12 protein-coding genes and 1 pseudogene are annotated in these 16,649 nt (G+C 69.0%); 10 read left to right on the top strand and 3 right to left on the bottom strand.

What is annotated here, in order from left to right; all coding sequences use genetic code 11:
• Window positions 1-19: 19 nt before the first annotated feature.
• A complete protein-coding gene (locus OG878_RS12940) occupies window positions 20-1,594 on the bottom strand; it encodes a purple acid phosphatase family protein (protein ID WP_328886930.1) in 1,575 nt (524 codons plus the stop codon).
• A 128-nt stretch (window positions 1,595-1,722) separates the two neighbouring features.
• On the opposite strand from OG878_RS12940, the gene OG878_RS12935 reads away from it, so the two are divergent.
• The 8 genes from OG878_RS12935 to cimA all read left to right on the top strand — a co-directional run bounded on the left by OG878_RS12935 (window position 1,723) and on the right by cimA (window position 11,751).
• Window positions 1,723-2,766: a 3-isopropylmalate dehydrogenase gene (locus tag OG878_RS12935; RefSeq protein ID WP_328886929.1), complete on the top strand. Its 1,044-nt coding sequence runs from the start codon at window positions 1,723-1,725 to the stop codon at window positions 2,764-2,766.
• A gap of 238 nt (window positions 2,767-3,004) precedes the next feature.
• Window positions 3,005-4,093, top strand: a complete 1,089-nt coding sequence (locus tag OG878_RS12930) for a branched-chain amino acid aminotransferase (RefSeq protein WP_328886928.1) — start codon at window positions 3,005-3,007, stop codon at window positions 4,091-4,093.
• 322 nt (window positions 4,094-4,415) lie between these two features.
• Window positions 4,416-5,102, top strand: coding sequence for an urease subunit gamma (gene ureA, locus OG878_RS12925; protein ID WP_328886927.1), 687 nt, complete (start codon window positions 4,416-4,418; stop codon window positions 5,100-5,102).
• Window positions 5,099-6,787, top strand: coding sequence for an urease subunit alpha (locus OG878_RS12920; RefSeq protein ID WP_328886926.1), 1,689 nt, complete (start codon window positions 5,099-5,101; stop codon window positions 6,785-6,787). The genes ureA and OG878_RS12920 overlap by 4 nt, the downstream gene beginning before the upstream one ends.
• A gap of 22 nt (window positions 6,788-6,809) precedes the next feature.
• Window positions 6,810-7,811, top strand: a complete 1,002-nt coding sequence (locus OG878_RS12915; protein ID WP_328891222.1) for an agmatine deiminase family protein — start codon at window positions 6,810-6,812, stop codon at window positions 7,809-7,811.
• An 8-nt stretch (window positions 7,812-7,819) separates the two neighbouring features.
• Window positions 7,820-8,437, top strand: coding sequence for a TetR/AcrR family transcriptional regulator (locus OG878_RS12910; RefSeq protein WP_328886925.1), 618 nt, complete (start codon window positions 7,820-7,822; stop codon window positions 8,435-8,437).
• Window positions 8,438-8,518: 81 nt separating this feature from the next.
• Complete coding sequence (locus OG878_RS12905) at window positions 8,519-9,859, top strand: MFS transporter (protein ID WP_328886924.1); 1,341 nt, start codon at window positions 8,519-8,521, stop codon at window positions 9,857-9,859.
• A 278-nt stretch (window positions 9,860-10,137) separates the two neighbouring features.
• On the top strand, window positions 10,138-11,751 hold the full coding sequence (cimA, locus tag OG878_RS12900) for a citramalate synthase (protein WP_328886923.1): 1,614 nt from the start codon (window positions 10,138-10,140) through the stop codon (window positions 11,749-11,751).
• Between the two features lie 66 nt (window positions 11,752-11,817).
• Here cimA and OG878_RS12895 read toward each other — a convergent pair.
• Together OG878_RS12895 and OG878_RS12890 are read right to left on the bottom strand one after the other, a co-directional pair.
• A pseudogene (locus OG878_RS12895) lies at window positions 11,818-12,036 on the bottom strand (ricin-type beta-trefoil lectin domain protein); the annotation flags it as partial.
• Window positions 12,037-12,119: 83 nt separating this feature from the next.
• Window positions 12,120-13,421, bottom strand: coding sequence for an RNA-guided endonuclease InsQ/TnpB family protein (locus OG878_RS12890; RefSeq protein WP_328891221.1), 1,302 nt, complete (start codon window positions 13,419-13,421; stop codon window positions 12,120-12,122).
• Between the two features lie 369 nt (window positions 13,422-13,790).
• On the opposite strand from OG878_RS12890, the gene OG878_RS12885 reads away from it, so the two are divergent.
• Window positions 13,791-14,765 (top strand): LacI family DNA-binding transcriptional regulator, encoded by a 975-nt coding sequence (locus tag OG878_RS12885; RefSeq protein ID WP_328886922.1) that lies wholly within the window; start codon window positions 13,791-13,793, stop codon window positions 14,763-14,765.
• 205 nt (window positions 14,766-14,970) lie between these two features.
• Window positions 14,971-16,647 (top strand): ABC transporter substrate-binding protein, encoded by a 1,677-nt coding sequence (locus OG878_RS12880; RefSeq protein WP_328886921.1) that lies wholly within the window; start codon window positions 14,971-14,973, stop codon window positions 16,645-16,647.
• The last annotated feature ends 2 nt before the right edge of the window (window positions 16,648-16,649 follow it).

Genomic DNA, 16,649 nt, shown 5'->3' with positions numbered 1-16,649 from the left:
GAGACCGGTCCGGTTCGGCTCAGCCCCGGCTGATCTCGAAGTGGTCGATGCGCTCGCCCGACTCGGCGAGCGCAGTGACCTTCATCCGGGCGTGCCGCCCGGGCTCGACCTCCACCGCGAGGAACGAGAAGCCGGTGTAGCGCACCCGCGACCACTCCACGGTCTCGGTGGCCCTGCCGCCGCCCTTGGCCACGTGATACGTGTTCACGCTGTCCTGGTCCCTGACGTGCCCCTCGTACGTGTCCGGCGCCGGGAAGTCGTACAGCGCCTTGCCTGCGCCGCCAGCCGTGACGTACACGATGCCGTCCCGTGTCGGGTCGGTGCGCTCGCCGATCGGCACCTTCCGCGCGACCGCGTTCCTCAGGATCGCGTCGGTGCGCTCGTACACGTGGTTATGGCCGTTGATGACCAGGTCCACCTGGTGCTTCTCGAACAGCGGCACCCAGGCGTCGCGCACCCCTCCGTCCGAGGCGTGTGCGTTGGTCGTCGAGAAGGCGCAGTGGTGGAAGAACACGACGATGAAGTCGATGTCGTGGCGCGCCCGCAGCTCGCCGAGGCGGCGGTCCAGCCAGCGGGTCTGCTTGCCGTCGCTGATTCCGAAGTTGGCGGGGATCTCGTACGAGACGTCGTTGGCGTCGAGCGCGACCACGCCGACGTTGCCGTGCACGAACGAGTAGGCACCGGGCTGGCCCACCGGGTCCGGGCCGTTGTCCGGCAGGGACCAGCGGGCGTTCTGGCCGCCGTAGCCGTCCGGCGAGTACCAGGCCTCCATGTCGTGGTTGCCGGTGGTCACCATCCACGGCACGGTCTTCGAGACGGTCTCCGTCTGCGCCAGGAACTGGTCCCAGGTGCGGGCGTCGTACGTGTCGCTCGTCTGGCCGGAGCCGGACGGGTCCGCGTAGCAGATGTCGCCCGCGTGCAGGTGGAAGGCCGGGTTCTGGCCGAGGATCAGCTGGTCGTTGCCGAGGGCGTGATAGCTGACGCCCTGGTCGCCGAAGGCCGTGAAGGTGAAGGTCTCGGCGCGCGACGGCGCGGTGGTGAAGGTGCCGAGCGTGCCGAGGTTGCGGGTGTCGGCCGGGTCGAAGCCGTCGTGGCCGACGCCGTAGTAGTACGTCGTGCCGGGCTGCAGCCGGTCCAGCCCCGCGTGCACGTAGAACTGCTCGGCGGCCGCGATCTTGCCGTCGTTGAGGAGCGGGGTGGTCAGGTGCCGCACCTCGGCGTCGATCTTGCGGCTCAGTGCCCACGGCTTGAGCCCGATCCGGATGTACGGGCGCCCGACCGCGAAGGGGACCTGCCAGGAGACGCGCATCTGCGTCCTGGGGTCGGCGCCGTACGCGAGGTGCCGGCCGAACGGGGCGACCAGCGAACCGTCCACCTGGGTGGAGGAGTTGCGCGAGGTGAGCACGGTGGGCGCGGCGTAGGCGGGCGAGGCGGCGAGCCCGGTGGAGAGGCCGGTGCCGACGACGGCGGCAGTCGCGACACCGGTGCGCAGCGCGCCGCGCCGGGTGAGCCGGGTGCGCAGGTAGTCGTGCTGCTCGGCCATGCTCATGCGGTCGGCGAGCTTCTCGGGAATTCCGAAGCGAGGGATGTCCATGGCCAGAACATCCACCCGTCGGCCGACGGCTTCCCGTCGAATGGGTGAACGGTACACGTACAGCTCCCCATGTGTCCGTATGGCGGACGCAGAATGTCATGTGGTGGGACGAGCAGTAAGGTGCCGACATGTCTCGCAGCATCAATCTCGCAGTGATCCCCGGTGACGGTATCGGCCGGGAGGTCGTGGCTCAGGGCCTCAAGGTCCTCAACGCTGTTCTCCCGCAGGATGTGAAGCTGGAGACGAAGGAGTTCGACTTCGGCGCCAAGCGCTACCACGCGACCGGTGAGACCCTCACCGACGCGGACGCGCAGGCGCTCAAGCAGCACGACGCGATTCTGCTCGGCGCGATCGGTGATCCCTCGGTCCCGTCCGGTGTTCTGGAGCGTGGCTTCCTGCTGAAGCTCCGCTTCCTCTTCGACCACCATGTGAACCTGCGGCCGTCGAAGCTCCTCCCGGGTGTCGCGACCCCGCTCAAGGGCCAGCCGGAGATCGACTTCGTCGTGGTCCGCGAGGGCACCGAGGGTCCGTACACCGGCAACGGCGGCTCGATCCGCACGGGCACCCCACACGAGATCGCCACCGAGGTCTCGGTCAACACCGCCTTCGGCGTCGAGCGTGTGGTCCGTGATGCCTTCGCCCGCGCCCAGGCCCGCCCGCGCAAGAAGCTGACGCTGGTTCACAAGAACAACGTGCTGACCTACGCCGGGCACCTGTGGACCAACATCTTCAACAAGGTCGCGGCGGACTTCCCGGACGTCACCACCGACTACCTGCACGTGGACGCGGCGACGATCTTCCTCGTCACGCAGCCCGAGCGGTTCGACGTGATCGTCACCGACAACCTCTTCGGTGACATCATCACCGACCTCGCCGCGGCCGTCTCCGGCGGCATCGGCGTCGCGGCCTCGGGCAACATCAACCCGAGCGGCGAGTTCCCGTCGATGTTCGAGCCGGTCCACGGCTCCGCCCCCGACATCGCGGGCCAGGGCAAGGCCGACCCCACGGCCACGATCCTCTCCGTCGCCCTCCTGCTGCGCCACCTCGGCTACGAGGCCCAGGCCGCGCGCATCGAGGATGCCGTCTCCGCCGACCTCGCGGAGCGCGGCGGACTTCCCCCGCGTACCACCGACGAGATCGGCGACGCGCTCGCGGTACGCGTAGCGAGCTGACCCGACGACTCCCTCTCGAAGCCGCCGGGTCGTAACCGCCCGGCGGCTTCTTCTGTGTGGTCCCGGGTGCCACCATCGATCCCTGGACCGCAATCACGTCATTTCGTGCACGGCCCCACCCGAGCCATAATCGAACGGGGCCGTGACTTGGGATGAAGCTCGGACGTCCTAGCACCTGTCCGACAGGTGCCGGCGTGAGCGCGGTCCTACACACACAACCGGTGAAGGACACGCACTCATGACGACGCCCACGATCGAGCTCAAGCCTTCTTCCACCCCGCTGTCCGACGCGGAGCGCGAGGCGATCCTGGTCAATCCCGGATTCGGCCGCTACTTCACCGATCACATGGTGATCATCAAGTGGACCGAAGGCCGCGGCTGGCACGACGGTCAGCTCGTGCCCTACGGCCCGCTGTCGATCGACCCCGCCACGAACGTCCTGCACTACGCGCAGGAGATCTTCGAGGGCCTCAAGGCCTACCGCCAGCCCGACGGATCGGTGGCCAGCTTCCGTCCCGAGGCCAACGCCAAGCGCTTCCAGCGCTCCGCGCACCGGCTCGCCATGCCCGAGCTTCCGGTGGAGACGTTCATCGAGGCGTGCGACCTGCTGGTCCAGCAGGACAAGGCGTGGGTTCCGGCGCACGGCGGCGAGGAGTCGCTCTACCTGCGCCCGTTCATGATCGCGTCCGAGGTCGGCCTCGGGGTGAAGCCCGCCAACGAGTACCTCTTCATCGTCATCGCCTCGCCCGCCGGTGCATACTTCCCCGGTGGAGTGAAGCCGGTCTCCATCTGGCTCTCCGAGAACCGCGTCCGAGCCGTCCCCGGCGGCATGGGCGACGCCAAGACCGGTGGCAACTACGCCGCGTCCCTCCTGGCCCAGGCCGAGGCCGCCGCGAAGGGCTGCGACCAGGTCGCCTACCTCGACGCCGTGGAGCACAAGTGGGTCGAGGAGCTCGGCGGCATGAACCTGTACTTCGTCTACGGGGACAAGATCGTCACTCCGGCCCTGACCGGCTCGCTGCTCGCCGGTGTCACCCGCGACTCGCTGCTTCAGGTCGCCCGTGACCTCGGCTACGAGGCCGAGGAGGGACGCGTCTCCATCGACCAGTGGCGCGACGACACCGAGAACGGCACCCTCACCGAGGTCTTCGCCTGCGGCACCGCCGCCGTCATCACCCCCGTCGGCGTCGTCAAGTCCGAGGGCGGCGAGTGGACCCAGAGCGGCGGCGCACCCGGCGAGGTCACGATGAAGCTGCGCGAGAGGCTGCTGGACGTCCAGCGCGGCGTCGCCCAGGACACGCACGGCTGGATGCACCCGCTCGGCTAGGGTCTTTCGTTCGGATCGGGCTGGATCAGGGAGCGGCCCGCCGCGGAGGGCAGATGTGCGTGCCGGACCCCGCGAGCCCAGCATGATCCAAACGAGAGGCCCTGGTCCGCCCCCTTGGTCCGCCCTCTTCCGTACGCACGAAGCCGCGCCCGGCACCTGCCGGGCGCGGCTTCGTGCGTACGGGTCCCGTTCCCCGCGCCGCCGACCTTCGGCCGGCGCCGTCGGCCGTCGTTTGGAGTGTCGCTCCAAAAGAGTGAAGCAATCCTTCCGTTCTCCGATTCCCCATGGTTAGAGTGACGCTCTAACCGAAAGGTGTGGAGACGTGCGACTGACCCCGACGGAACGCGACCGGCTGCTGCTCTTCGGCGCCGCCGAACTGGCCCGGGCCCGCCGTGCCCGCGGGCTGAGGCTCAATGTCCCCGAGGCGACGGCCCTCATTGCGGACACCGTCTGCGAGGCGGCCCGTGACGGGCGCCGGCTCGCCGAGGCCATCGAGGCCGCCCGGTCCGTGCTGGGCCCGGACGATGTGCTGCCCGGGGTCGCAGACGTCGTCACCGAGGTCCATGTGGAAGCCGTCTTCGACGACGGTTCCCGGCTCGCCGTGGTGTCCCGCCCGATCGGCGGCGCCGGGCTCGGCGACGAGGCCCCCGGAGCCGTCGTCCCCGGCCCCGCCACGCCCGAGCCGGAGCCCGCGGTGCGGCTGGACGTCCGTAACACCGCGACCGTCCCCGTCAGCGTCACGTCGCACTTCCACTTCTTCGAGGCCAACCCGCGGCTCGACTTCGACCGGGGCGCCGCGTACGGGATGCGGCTCCGTGTCCCCGCCGGGTCGTCCGTCCGCTTCGGGCCCGGCGAGAGCGTCGCCGTCGGCCTCGTGCCGATCGGCGGCGACCGGGTGGCCATCGGCTTCGCCGGTCTCGTCGACGGCCCGCTCGATGCGCCCGGCGCGAAGGAAGAGGCCCTGCGCCGCGCCGCGGCCTGTGGATATCTGGGAGCCGGTCAGCGATGAGCATCGATCCGTACGAGTACGCCTCCGTGCACGGCCCGCGCGCCGGGGACCGGGTCAGGCTCGGTGACTCCGGGCTGACCGTCCGCGTCGAGTCCGACTCGCAGCAGCACGGCGAGGAGTTCCTCGCCGGGTTCGGCAAGACCGCCCGCGACGGGCTGCACCTCAAGGCCGCCGCGGTCCGCGCGACCTGCGACGTCGTCATCAGCAACGTGCTGGTCATCGACGCCGTGCAGGGCATCCGCAAGGTGTCGATCGGAATCCGGGAAGGCCGTATCGCGTCGATCGGGCGGGCCGGCAATCCGGACACCCTCGACGGTGTCGACGTGGTCGTCGGCACCGGCACGACCATCGTCTCCGGCGAGGGGCTCATCGCCACCGCGGGCGCCGTCGACACCCATGTCCATCTGCTGTCGCCGCGCATCATGGAGGCCTCGCTGGCCTCCGGGGTCACCACGATCATCGGCCAGGAGTTCGGCCCGGTCTGGGGCGTCGGCGTCAACTCGCCGTGGGCGCTGCGCCACGCCTTCAACGCGTTCGACGCCTGGCCGGTCAACATCGGCTTCCTGGGCCGCGGTTCGTCCTCCCACGAGGCGCCGCTCGTCGAGGCCCTGGCCGAGGGCGGGGCCTGCGGGTTCAAGGTCCACGAGGACATGGGCGCCCACACCCGCGCTCTGGACACCGCGCTGCGGGTCGCCGAGGAGCACGACGTGCAGGTCGCCCTGCACAGCGACGGGCTGAACGAGTGCCTGTCGGTCGAGGACACCCTGCGCGTCCTCGAAGGCCGCACGATCCACGCCTTCCACATCGAGGGCTGCGGCGGCGGGCACGTACCGAACGTCCTGAAGATGGCGGGCGTGCCGAACGTCATCGGCTCGTCCACCAATCCGACGCTGCCGTTCGGCCGGGACGCGGTCGCCGAGCACTACGGGATGATCGTCTCCGTCCACGACCTCAAGACGGATCTGCCGGGCGACGCCGCGATGGCCCGCGACCGGATCCGCGCCGGGACGATGGGCGCGGAGGACGTCCTGCACGACCTCGGTGCCATCGGCATCACCTCGTCCGACGCTCAGGGCATGGGCCGGGCCGGCGAGACGGTACGCCGCACGTTCGCGATGGCCGCGAAGATGAAGGCCGAACTCGGCCCGATGGAGGGCGACGGACCCGCCGACGACAACGGGCGCGTCCTGCGCTACATCGCCAAGCTGACCATCAACCCCGCCATCGCCCACGGGCTTTCCCACGAGGTCGGTTCCATCGAGAGCGGGAAGCTCGCCGACATCGTGCTGTGGCGCCCCGAGTTCTTCGGGGCGAAGCCGCAGCTCGTGCTGAAGTCCGGCTTCCCGGCGTACGGAGTCACCGGCGATCCCAACGCCGCCACCGACACCTGCGAACCCCTCGTCCTCGGACCGCAGTTCGGTGCGTACGGAGCGACCGCGGCCGACCTCTCGGTCGCGTTCGTGTCGCAGGCGGCGGCCCAGCTCGAGGCGGACCTGATGCCGACCCGCCGGCGCCGGGTCGGGGTCCGCGGCACCCGCGGCATCGGTCCCGCCGACCTGGTGCACAACTCCCGTACGGGACACGTCGCCGTGGACGCACGCAGCGGTCTGGTCACCCTGGACGGGGCGCCTGTCCGCTCCGGACCCGCCGACTCCGTCTCCCTCAACCGCCTCTACTTCCTGTAAGGACCCCGCCGTGACCTTCCGCATGCCGCCCGAGTGGGCCCCGCACGAGCGCACCTGGATGGCCTGGCCGGGCCCCAACCCCACCTTCGCCACCGGCGCCGAACTCGACGGGGCCCGCCGCGCCTGGGCCGCCGTCGCCCGCACCGTCCGCCGCTTCGAACCCGTCACGATGATCGTCGGACCGGGCCAGGAGGAGAGTGCCCGTGCGCTGCTCGGTCCGGACATCGAGCTCGCCGTCCGCCCGCTCGACGACGCCTGGATGCGCGACATAGGCCCCACCTTCGTCACCGACGGGCGGCAACTGGCCGCGGTCGACTGGACGTTCAACGGCTGGGGCGCGCAGGGCTGGGCCCGCTGGGAACACGACGCGCACATCGCCCGCTCGGTCGCGGAGCTCGCCGCCGTCCCCGTGCACAGTTCACCGCTCGTCAACGAGGGCGGCGCGATCCATGTCGACGGCGAAGGCACCGTCCTGCTGACCGAGACCGTCCAGCTCGGCAAGGAGCGCAACCCCGAGTGGACCCGAGCCGAGGTCGAGGCCGAGATCCACGCCCGCCTCGGCACACGGAAGGCCATCTGGCTGCCTCGCGGACTGGCCGGTGACTACGGCACGTACGGCACCCTGGGCCATGTCGACATCGTGGCCGCCTTCGCCCGCCCCGGCACCGTCGTCGCCCACGTCCAGCCGGACCCGGCCCACCCCGACCACGAGATCACCCGCGAGACGGTCCGCATCCTGCGCGGGGAGACCGATGCCCGGGGCCGCGCCCTGGAGGTCGTGGAGATCCCGGCGCCGACGGTGCTGCGCGAGGACGGGGAGTGGGTCGACTACTCGTACATCAACCATTACCTCTGCAACGGCGGTGTCGTCCTCTGCGCCTTCGGCGACCCGCGCGACGAGCTCGCCGCCGGGATCTTCCGCCGCCTCTTCCCGGAACGGACCGTGACCCTGGTCGACGCCCGTACGATCTTTGCCGGTGGTGGAGGCATCCACTGCATCACACAGCAGCAGCCGAAGGTCTGACCGATCCCATGCCCACACCCGCCCCGCGCCGCCGCAACACCGCCCCGCCCCGCGAGGAGGTGCTGGCCGCCGCCATGGCCACCATTGCCGAGCGCGGTCTCGAAGGGCTCACCATGGCCGGTCTCGGCCGTGAGGTCTCCATGAGCAGCGGGCATCTCCTCTACTACTTCCGGACCAAGGACGAGCTGCTGCTGCAGGCCCTGGAGTGGAGCGAGGGCCGGCTCGGTGCCCAGCGGCGTGAGCTGCTGGCCCGGCCCGGCCCGGTCCGCGAGCGGCTCGACGCGTACGTCGATCTGTACATCCCCGACGGCCACCGCGACCCGCACTGGACGCTCTGGCTGGAGGTCTGGAACCGCTCGCAGAGCGCCGATGCCGACGCACGCGCCCGGCAGGCCGCGATCGAGCGGGCCTGGCACCGGGACCTGGTGGCGCTGCTGGCGGAGGGGAGCTCGCGCGGGGAGTTCCGCGACGTCGACGCCGAGCGGTACGCGACCCGGCTGCGCGCCCTGCTCGACGGATTCAGCATCCATGTCGCGATCGGCCTGCCGGGCACCGGCCGGGACGGGATCCTCGCCCATGTACGGGAGTTCCTGAACGAGTCGCTCGCCGCGTTCCCCCGTGCGTGAACGCAACGTACGTAAGTACGCATGATCGTTGCCCCATGCACCCTTGTTGCGTTCCCGGTCGTTCGGGCACCGTGACGGACCATGGGACGAGAGCAATGGAAGAAAATCTGGGTCGGCTCCGCCGGCAACATGGTCGAGTGGTTCGACTGGTTCGTGTACGCGACCTTCGCGGTCTACTTCGCGGACTCGTTCTTCCCCGAAGGCAACGAGACCGCCAATCTCATGAACACGATGGGCATCTTCGCCGTCGGCTTCTTCATGCGGCCGGTCGGCGGCTGGCTGCTCGGGCGGATCGGTGACCGCAGGGGACGCAAGGCCGCGCTGACCCTCACCGTCACCCTCATGTCGGCCTCCGCGATCCTCATCGCCGTCGCGCCGACCTACGCCGTGGCGGGATACGGGGGCGTCGCCGTCCTGCTGGTGGCCCGGTTGCTCCAGGGCCTCTCGGTCGGCGGCGAGTACGCCGCCAGCGCCACGTACCTCACCGAGGCGTCCGCACCCCATCGGCGCGGCTTCGCCTCCAGCTTCCAGTACGTGTCCATGACCGCCGGTCAGCTCGTCGGCCTCGGTCTGCAGATCGTTCTGCAGCGCACCATGTCCGACGCGGCGCTGCACAGCTGGGGCTGGCGCCTCCCGTTCATCGTCGGCGCGCTCGGCGCGGCCGTCGTGTTCTATCTGCGCCGCTCCATGCTGGAGACCGAGGTGTACGCCGAGTCCGGGGCCGCCGTCCAGGAGGACCGCGGCACGCTGAAGGCGCTGTGGAAGCACCGGCGCGAGGCGTTCCTGGTGATGGCGCTGACCATGGGCGGGACCGTCGCGTACTACACGTACACGACGTACCTCACCAAGTTCCTCTCCAAGAGCGCCGGCATGGAGAAGTCCACCGCCTCGCTCGTCAGCTTCTGCGCCCTGTTCGTCTTCATGTGCATCCAGCCGCTGGCGGGCATGCTGTCCGACCGGATCGGCCGCCGTCCGCTGCTGATCACCTTCGCCGTCGGCTCGACCTTCCTGACCGTGCCGATCATGACGATGCTCAAGCATGCCGGGACCTTCTGGCCCGCGTTCGGGCTGGCACTGCTCGCCCTGGTCGTCGTCACGGGCTACACCTCGATCAACGCCTGTGTGAAGGCCGAGCTCTTCCCGACCGGCATCCGCGCCCTCGGTGTCGCTCTCCCGTACGCCCTGGCCAACGCCCTCTTCGGCGGCACGGCCGAATACGTGGCGCTCTGGTTCAAGGACGCGGGCATCGAATCGGGCTTCTACTGGTACGTGGCGGGCTGCGCCGCGGTCTCCCTGGTCGTCTATCTGACGATGCGCGAGACCCGCGACATCGATCTGGGCCGGGTCGGCGCGGCCGAGGGGAAGGGCGGGCAGCCGCAGTCGCGCTCGTCCCACGCGACGAGCGTCACGCCCGCATCCTGAGACGGACGGCGGCACGGAGGCAGTGCTGTGCGAGACTGCCTCCGTGTCCTTGTTCGTCATGATTATTGGCAGCAGGCGCGCCGGTCCGCAGTGACCGTCCCGTACCACCACGTGCGGAGCGGCCATCGTGCCCCAGACCCGCGCGCAGACCTCTCGCACCCGCGAGGGGTTTTTTCGTTTTCCGGCCCTCACCTCGGCCGGGGCGATGCGCGCGGGATGATGGGGGCAAGTGGAGCCCGATCGTCCGGATCCACTCATCCGACAGGAGTCAGATCAGCATGACCACCCAGGCCAAGGCCAAGGCCACCGACGACAGCTTCCATGTCTTCGACACCACACTGCGCGACGGTGCACAGCGTGAAGGCATCAACCTGACGGTCGCGGACAAGCTGACCATTGCCCGGCACCTGGACGACTTCGGCGTGGGCTTCATCGAGGGCGGCTGGCCCGGAGCCAACCCCCGCGACACGGAGTTCTTCGCCCGCGCCCAGCAGGAGATCGACTTCAAGAACGCCGAACTGGTCGCCTTCGGTGCGACCCGCCGGGCGGGCGCCAAGGCATCCGAGGACCCGCAGGTCAAGGCGTTGCTGGCATCGGGCGCCCCGGTGATCACCCTGGTCGCCAAGTCGCACGACCGGCATGTGGAGCTCGCCCTGCGCACCACGCTCGACGAGAACCTCGAGATGGTCCGCGACACCGTCTCCTACCTGCGCGAGCAGGGCCGCCGGGTCTTCGTCGACTGCGAGCACTTCTTCGACGGCTACCGCGCCAACCCGGAGTACGCCAAGGACGTCGTCCGCGCCGCCTCCGAGGCCGGCGCCGATGTCGTCATCCTCTGCGACACCAACGGCGGGATGCTCCCCGCCCAGGTCCAGGCCGTCGTCTCCACCGTCCTCGCGGACACCGGGGCCCGGCTCGGCATCCACGCCCAGGACGACACCGGCTGTGCGGTCGCCAACACCCTGGCCGCCGTCGACGCGGGTGCCACCCACGTCCAGTGCACCGCCAACGGCTACGGCGAGCGGGTGGGCAACGCCAACCTCTTCCCCGTCGTCGCCGCCCTGGAACTGAAGTACGGCAAGGCCGTCCTTCCCGAGGGCGCACTCGCGGACATGACCCGCATCTCGCACGCCATCGCCGAGGTCGTCAACCTCACGCCCTCCACGCACCAGCCCTATGTGGGTGTCTCCGCCTTCGCCCACAAGGCCGGTCTGCACGCCTCGGCCATCAAGGTCGACCCCGACCTCTACCAGCACATCGACCCGGCGCTGGTCGGCAACACCATGCGGATGCTCGTCTCCGACATGGCGGGCCGCGCGTCCATCGAGCTCAAGGGCAAGGAGCTCGGCATCGACCTCAAGGGCGACCGCGAGCTCGTCGGGCGCGTCGTCGAGCGGGTCAAGGAGCGGGAGCTCAACGGCTACACGTACGAAGCGGCCGACGCCTCCTTCGAACTGCTGCTGCGCGCCGAGGCCGAGGGCCGGGCACGCCGCTACTTCCGTACGGAGTCCTGGCGCGCGATCGTCGAGGACCGCCCCGACGGCACCCACGCCAACGAGGCGACCGTGAAGGTCTGGGCCAAGGGTGAGCGTCTCGTCGCCACGGCCGAGGGCAACGGCCCGGTCAACGCACTCGACCGGGCGCTGCGCGTCGCGCTGGAGCGGATCTACCCGCAGCTCGCCAAGCTGGAGCTGGTCGACTACAAGGTCCGCATCCTGGAGGGCCGCACCGGTACCGAGTCCACCACCCGGGTGCTCATCACCACGGGCGACGGCACCGGCGACTGGGCGACCGTCGGTGTCGCCGAGAACGTCATCGCCGCGTCCTGGCAGGCGCTGGAGGACGCGTACACCTACGGCCTGCTGCGGGCCGGGGTCGAGCCGATGGAGTAGCCGAGCGGTCCGGGGCGGGCCCACGGAGCAGTCTCCGCGGGCCCGCCCCGGACCGGACCGGCCCCGCTACTGGAGGTGCCACTTCTGGTTGGCGGCCCCGGTGCAGGTCCAGATCTGGGCCCGGGCCCCGTTCGCCGTCGACTGGTCGGTGATGTCCAGGCACTTGTCCGCAGCCGTGTTGACGACGTCACCCGTCGATGCGTTGTACGTCCAGCGCTGCGCCGACGTTCCGTTGCAAGTGTACAGCTGAACCTTTGCTCCATTGGCCGTCGACCCCGACCGTATGAGTTGCACGGAGTGGTCGACGGTGCAGTACTCGATGTTTTGACGATGCTCTCGCGGCTGTGAGGCCGAAAGATTCCCGGAGGCTACCCGTGGGTGGCCGGTTGGGTTTCACGCGACCGCTTTCGCCTGGGGGCGGAACTTGACGCCTCACGGCGCCTGTGCGTGCTGTTGATGACCGAGCCACCCGTCCGGCGGGCTCGGGCCAGGACAAGCTCCTGGCGGGCGCGTGCCTCAATCTCAACCGACGCATTGTGGTCGGCGTCGTCTTCATACCCGCAGTGCACACACGCGAACGTTCTGCCGCACCCTTTGCGGGAGGCCGGGTCGACCTGTCCGCAGGCCGCACAGGTCTGCGAGGTGTGGAATGCTGGTACAACGACTAGCTCGGATCCGTACAAGGGGCACTTGTACTCAAGTTGACGACGGCGCTCGCCGGGACAATTGTCGAGGATTGACCGGTTGAGCCCCGACTTTGCCCCGACGCCCCGGTTCGGCTGTCCGGCGGTGCTGTTCGCTTTGGCCGTCATGTTGGTCACGCGCAGGTCCTCGATCCCGACGAAGCCGTGGTTTTTGGCGAGGTCGGTGGTGAGCTGGTGCGTGAACTCCGTCCGGCGGCTGGCCTCACGGGACTTGAGCTTTGCGATCTGTGTGATCGTTGCCCGCAGGCGGTTGCTGTACTTTCCTCTGTTGTGCTTCTTCGCGTAAGTGACCTGTCGGGCCTTGCGCTGTTCCAGGTGCTTGAGTCGAGAATGCTCGGGCACGGAGAGGCTGGGTGGCTTGATGCGCGGTTGGCATTCGGTGGATACATAGGCGGATGCGATCACGCCGAAGTCGACACCGCAGCCAGGCTGGGTGTTCGGCGGGGTGGGCTTCTTGCCGATGGCGACGCCGAAGGCGATGTGCCAGCCGGCGCCGTCGCGGGAGACGGTTGCGTTACGGACAGTGCCGCCGAGGGGCCGGGAGAGTCTGAAGCGCACCCAGCCAAGCTTTGGCAGCCGCACTTCAGCCCAGTGCCGGTTGAGTTTGTTTACCTGCACTGCCTGTCCGGGCAACGACACCGATGGTCGGACCCCGCGCCGCTTGAATGCAGGGAATCCAGCCGGATGTTCGGGGTTGAAGAAGTTGTCGAAGGCGGTGTCCAGACGTCGCAGAATCTGCTGTCCCGACTGCGCGGGAAGTTCCGCAAGCCACCGGAGCTCCTTGTCTGCACGTGCCTCGGTGAGGGACTTGCATTGCTCGATGGCCCGTACTGATCGGCCCCGCTGTTCGTACACGTAGATACGCTGCGCGAGGGCCGTGTTCCACAAGGCTCGTGCTGTATGAGCCCACCCAGTCAGCACCTGCTCCTGAGTTCGAGTTGGGTACAGACGATACCTGCGCCCCATGTCCGCTTTCACGCTCCGGACGATAGCCATCTTTGCTTATAACTTCGCCACAATTGAGGTGAGCTCGCTCCCCTAAGACATGGATCGAATCTGTGTTCGCGCTCCGCTTGATGTCGAGGCGAGGATGGTTGGTTGATCGAGTCGAGAGTGAACTGCTGTTGTGGACTCGCGTCAAGGGGGCGTGCGTTCATGACTTGAACGCACAACGCGTCCTGCCTGCTGGGGAGATGGGTACGGACCAATGTCGACGTGAAGTATTGACGGCAGTGTTCCAGCGGGGTTAACTCACGCCGCAACGCCGGTACCGGTTCCGGAACCGGTTGCGGTACCGGTTTCGGCTCCCTGTCCTGCCTTGTCCTGGAGGCCCCGATGCGCGTCACCATCGCCGATGTCGCCCGCGAGGCCGGCGTCAGCAAGACGACCGTGTCCCGGGTCATCAACACCAAGGGCGAGGTGGACGGTTCAACAGCGGCCCGTGTTCGTGAAGTGATTGCACAGCTTGGATACGTGCCCAGCTCGGGCGCCGTCGGACTGGCCCGCGGCAGCAGCCGTACCGTCGGCATGCTGGTGCCCTCGCTCGCCTGGCCGTGGATGGGCGAAGTGCTCCAGGGCGTCGTCGACACCGTCGAGGCCGCGGACTACGGGCTGCTGCTCTTCACCTGCAACCGGGGTGCGGAGTCGGTGGAGCGCTTCACCAGCCAGGTGTCGGCGCGCGCCTTCGACGGACTCGTCGTGGTCGAACCTGAGAACACCCTCGACCACCTCACCGCACTGCACCGCAGCGGCCTGCCGATCGTGCTCATCGACGATCGCGGCCACCACCCCGAATTCCCCTCCGTCGTGACCACCAACCACGAAGGAGGCGCGTCCGCCGCCCGCCACCTGCTGGCCGCCGGACGCACCAGCCCCCTGGTCCTCACCGGGCCCCAGCACTTCGGCTGCGTACGCGACCGGCTGGACGGATTCCGTTCGGTTCTGCCCACCGATCTCGTCGTCCACGGAGACTTCACCGAACTCTGCGGCCGGCAGGCCGTGGAGCAACTGCTCTCCGAGGGCGTGCGGTTCGACTCGGTCTTCGCACACAACGACATCAGCGCGGCGGGCGTGCTGCGGGCGTTGCGCGCGGCAGGCCGGTCGGTGCCCGACGACATCGCCGTGGTCGGCTTCGACGACATCCCGATGGCCGAGCACACCGCACCACCGTTGACCACCGTGCGCCAGCCCACCCGGCAGATGGGTGAGACGGCGGCGCGGCTGCTGCTCTCCCATCTCGGCGGCACGGCCACCCCGGACGCACCGGTCGTGCTGCCCACCGAACTGGTCGTGCGCCTCTCGGCGCCGTAGCGGTCCGGCCGGGCTTCCCTCCCGGCCGCCCGCTCCCCGTACCGCCTCCGCGCCCTCGTGCGCGCCGTCGGCACCGCCCCGCTCCGCCCGAACCTGCACCGCCCCGTACCGCTCTGCTCGAACCCGGCGCGCCGAGCGCTGCCCACCGCCCGTTCCCACCCTCCGTCCCGGATCTTCCGGACCCGCAGTCCCTTCTGGAGTCGCCATGTCCGTACGCCGTCGCCACACGCTGAGAGCGCTCTCGGTCGCCACCGCCGTGGTCGCGCTCGCCGCCGGTTGTTCCTCCGCCAACTCGGGTGCCAACAAAGGGGGTGGCGCCGCCACGGGTGTGCTGACCCTGGGCAAGCCGGACGGGCCGCAGACGAACAACAGCAACCCGTTCCTGAACACCTCGGCGGGCGCCACCCTCGGCTACCGCTACATGATCTACGAGCCGCTGGCGATGACGAACCAGATCAAGCCCGCGGACAAGGCGGAGCCGTGGCTGGCGACGGACTGGAAGTGGGAGGACAACTTCACCAAGGTCACCTTCAGCCTCGACGCCAAGGCGAAGTGGGCCGACGGCAAGCCGCTGACCGCCGACGACGTCGCGTACACGTTCAACCTGCTGAAGACGCACTCGGCGCTCAACTGGAACGGCATCCCGTTCGACGGCGTCGCCATCGAGGGCGAGAAGGTCGTCCTGACCTTCAAGGAGTCCCAGTACGTCAACCAGAACAAGATCATCCAGACCTTCATCGTGCCCAAGCACATCTGGGAGAAGGTGGACAACCCGGAGACCTGGCCGAACCGGAACCCGGTCGGCTCCGGCCCGTACAAGCTCAAGACGTTCACTCCGCAGACCACCACGCTGACCGCGACGCCCACGTACTGGAAGGGCGCGACGAAGGTCAAGGAGCTGCGGTACAGCGCGTACAACGACAACAGCGCGGCGACCACGGCGCTGGCGAGCGGCAAGCTCGAGTGGTCGTTCGTCTTCATGCCGAACTACAAGCAGCTGTTCATCAACAAGGACGCCAAGAACCACAAGCTGTGGTTCCCCTCGGGCCTCGGCATCCACGGGCTGTGGTTCAACACCGCCCGCAAGCCGTTCGACAACCCGGCGCTGCGCAAGGCCATGGCGATGGTCGTCGACCGCAAGGCGATCTACACCCAGGCCGAGGCGACGCTCTACCCGGAGATCACCAACCCGACCGGCATCCCGCTGCCCGCCGGTGACTCGTTCCTGGCGCCCGAGTACAAGAGCGCCACGACCGCGCCCGATGTGGCAGGAGCCAAGAAGGTCCTCACCGATGCCGGCTTCAAGCTCGCCGGCGGCGTGCTGAAGGACCCGAGCGGCAAGCCGGTGAAGCTCACGCTCACGGACCCGGCCGGCTGGAACGACTACATCACCGGGCTCTCCATCATCAAGGACAACATCAAGCAGCTCGGCATCGAGGCGCAGGTCAAGACGCAGACCGCCGAGGCCTGGGGCGCGGACGTCGCCAACGGCAACTTCGACGCCACGCTGCACTGGACCAACAGCGGTGCGACCCCGTACGACATGTACCAGAACATCATGGACGGCGCGATCCTCCAGCCCATCGGCAAGGCCTCCCAGACGGGCAACTTCGGCCGCTTCAAGAGCCCCGAGGCGACCCAGGCGCTCAAGGACTTCGCCAACGCCACCGATGAGGGCACCCGCACCGCGGCCATGAACAAGCTCCAGAAGATCATGGTCGAGCAGGCGCCGATGATCCCGACGTCCGCCGCCCCCATCGGAGCCGAGTACTCCACGAAGAACTGGGTGGGCTGGCCCACCGAGGCCGACCCGTACGCCCCGCCGCAGCACACCCAGCCCTCAGTGCTGCAGATCGTGCTGAAGCTCAAGCCCTCCAAGTAGTA

Source organism: Streptomyces sp. NBC_00316 (genome assembly GCF_036158715.1).
Lineage (GTDB): Bacteria > Actinomycetota > Actinomycetes > Streptomycetales > Streptomycetaceae > Streptomyces.
Note: the sequence above shows the minus strand (reverse complement) of the source record. Positions and strands in the feature narration are given on the sequence as shown.

What these genes read in the sequence shown, in the direction of transcription:
- OG878_RS12940 (WP_328886930.1), bottom strand. Translation starts at nt 1,594, where the DNA reads ATGGACATCCCTCGCTTCGGAATTCCCGAGAAGCTCGCCGACCGCATG.
- OG878_RS12935 (WP_328886929.1), top strand. Translation starts at nt 1,723, where the DNA reads ATGTCTCGCAGCATCAATCTCGCAGTGATCCCCGGTGACGGTATCGGC.
- OG878_RS12930 (WP_328886928.1), top strand. Translation starts at nt 3,005, where the DNA reads ATGACGACGCCCACGATCGAGCTCAAGCCTTCTTCCACCCCGCTGTCC.
- OG878_RS12920 (WP_328886926.1), top strand. Translation starts at nt 5,099, where the DNA reads ATGAGCATCGATCCGTACGAGTACGCCTCCGTGCACGGCCCGCGCGCC.
- OG878_RS12915 (WP_328891222.1), top strand. Translation starts at nt 6,810, where the DNA reads ATGCCGCCCGAGTGGGCCCCGCACGAGCGCACCTGGATGGCCTGGCCG.
- OG878_RS12910 (WP_328886925.1), top strand. Translation starts at nt 7,820, where the DNA reads ATGCCCACACCCGCCCCGCGCCGCCGCAACACCGCCCCGCCCCGCGAG.
- OG878_RS12905 (WP_328886924.1), top strand. Translation starts at nt 8,519, where the DNA reads ATGGGACGAGAGCAATGGAAGAAAATCTGGGTCGGCTCCGCCGGCAAC.
- cimA (WP_328886923.1), top strand. Translation starts at nt 10,138, where the DNA reads ATGACCACCCAGGCCAAGGCCAAGGCCACCGACGACAGCTTCCATGTC.
- OG878_RS12890 (WP_328891221.1), bottom strand. Translation starts at nt 13,421, where the DNA reads ATGGGGCGCAGGTATCGTCTGTACCCAACTCGAACTCAGGAGCAGGTG.
- OG878_RS12885 (WP_328886922.1), top strand. Translation starts at nt 13,791, where the DNA reads ATGCGCGTCACCATCGCCGATGTCGCCCGCGAGGCCGGCGTCAGCAAG.
- OG878_RS12880 (WP_328886921.1), top strand. Translation starts at nt 14,971, where the DNA reads ATGTCCGTACGCCGTCGCCACACGCTGAGAGCGCTCTCGGTCGCCACC.